The sequence below is a fragment of the Moorena sp. SIO2C4 genome (assembly GCF_010672485.1).
GTDB classification, from domain to species: Bacteria; Cyanobacteriota; Cyanobacteriia; order Cyanobacteriales; family Coleofasciculaceae; genus Moorena; species Moorena producens.
The window spans coordinates 1-1,650 of the sequence record NZ_JAAHGN010001361.1 but is presented as its reverse complement, the minus strand read 5'-3'; the positions used below and the strand labels follow the sequence as shown (position 1 = coordinate 1,650).

3 protein-coding genes are annotated in these 1,650 nt (G+C 45.9%); 2 read left to right on the top strand and 1 reads right to left on the bottom strand.

Features of this window, described 5'->3' with window-relative positions; translation table 11 throughout:
- Positions 1 to 37: 37 nt before the first annotated feature.
- A complete protein-coding gene (locus tag F6K20_RS37580) occupies positions 38 to 235 on the bottom strand; it encodes a hypothetical protein (protein ID WP_287298264.1) in 198 nt (65 codons plus the stop codon).
- Between the two features lie 120 nt (positions 236 to 355).
- Here F6K20_RS37580 and F6K20_RS37575 point away from each other — a divergent pair, with 120 nt between their 5' ends.
- Positions 356 to 766, top strand: coding sequence for a hypothetical protein (locus F6K20_RS37575; RefSeq protein ID WP_287298263.1), 411 nt, complete (start codon positions 356 to 358; stop codon positions 764 to 766).
- A 41-nt stretch (positions 767 to 807) separates the two neighbouring features.
- Positions 808 to 1,650 (top strand): NACHT domain-containing protein (locus tag F6K20_RS37570; RefSeq protein WP_287298261.1); only part of this gene is annotated, 843 nt, incomplete at its 3' end.

The following is a 1,650-nucleotide window of genomic DNA, read 5'->3' as shown; positions in this document are numbered from 1 at the left end:
TCACCAAGATGCCCATTCCACTAAGATGCCCATTCCACTAAGATGCCCATTCCACTAAGATGCCCATTCCACTAAGATGCCCATTCCACCAAGATGCCGGAAAATGAAACAGGCAAGATGCCTGTTCTACGGCAAGATGCCCGTTCCACTTGATTAGTGAGCAGATGGGCAGTAAAACCTTCTTTCTTGGCAGTAGCCTTCTTCTGGCTGGTTCACGGAGTTGACATTCAGTCAATCTCTTACGAATCTAGCTATAATACACCCAATACTCCCATTTCTACAGGATAGAGGGTGCTCATGGCTGAAAAGGGATATAGGATTGGCTTTACCGTGAGGGGCTAAGGAGAAATTAGGTATGAGTGGCGATCGCCATATTCAAGCTGGTAGGGATTACCATGAAAGTAAGAATTACCATAAAACAGGTAGAGATTACCGAGAAACCTACAACAACGACCAAGGTACTTACGTCGAGGGCGATTACTACAATAACCCAGAGCAAAAACAAAACCTCGCGGAAGCTGCGGCAGAGATTCAAGAATTACTAGAGACCTTAAGTAAAACTTACCCTACCGATACTACCACTGGAAAGATGAAGGTGGCAGCAGCAGCATTTAAGCAGATTCAAACTAATCCTGATTTGAGTAATAGAGTACTCAGTGCCTTGAAAGCTGGAGGTGTCAGTGCTGTTGAGCAACTGCTGAACCATCCGGCTGCTAGTTTTGTTATCGGTGCGCTGCAAGATTGGCAGCAAACTCAGCAATCTTAACACCAGACTACACCTCGATCACCCTAGCTTGATTTACAGTCGTGACTGAAGAACGAAAGCGGCCAGAGCGTGAAATTAAGACAGGACGTAATTACCGCGAGACTGATGTTAATGACCAAAGTGTGTATGTCGAGGGTGATTACAATGATCATCGCGAGCAGCGAAGACATGTGCCAGCTCCCCTTTGGACAGAATTACAACGTAAGCTAATTGCCTGGCTCGACCGTGATCAGTATGCTGCTAGTTGCAATCGCAAAAAGTTACTCAAAGAAGTTAAGCAGGAGGTAACAATTCGACTCCAGGATTCTCTGCACCGAGACCAGTTAGAGATTAATCTGTATCTGGAATTACCCATGGAGGAGAGCAAGGGGGCGGTAGGACGTGCTGAGCGACAGAAAGTAATTCCCTTACCGCCTAAAACCTCAGCAATGGAGGTATTGGAACGGCCAGATGTCAACGGTCGGCTACTCATTTTAGGGAAACCAGGGTCTGGAAAAACCACCACTTTACTAAGACTAGCAGAGGATTTAGTTAAGCAAGCAGAACAGAATAATGCTGCACCGGTCCCGATCATCTTCGAGCTTTCTGCCTGGAAAAATGATCAGCAACCGATTGATCAATGGTTAGTTGCTCAACTCAAGAGCATTCACAGCATTGACAAAAAAATTAGCCAAAAATGGCTGGAAAACCATGAAATACTGCCCCTTCTCGATGGTTTAGACGAGTTAGGCATACCCCGTCAACGGCTGTGCGTCACCAAAATTAATCAGTTTTTCAAGCAAAACATCCAACGCCGTGGGGTGGTTTGCTGTCGCCTGGAAGAATATCAGCAGGGAATAGTCAAACTACGTAAACTTAATGGGGCTTATTGCTTGCAGTCCCCA

Coding starts and splice junctions, on each gene's coding strand:
- F6K20_RS37575 (WP_287298263.1), top strand. CDS start 356: ATGAGTGGCGATCGCCATATTCAAGCTGGTAGGGATTACCATGAAAGT.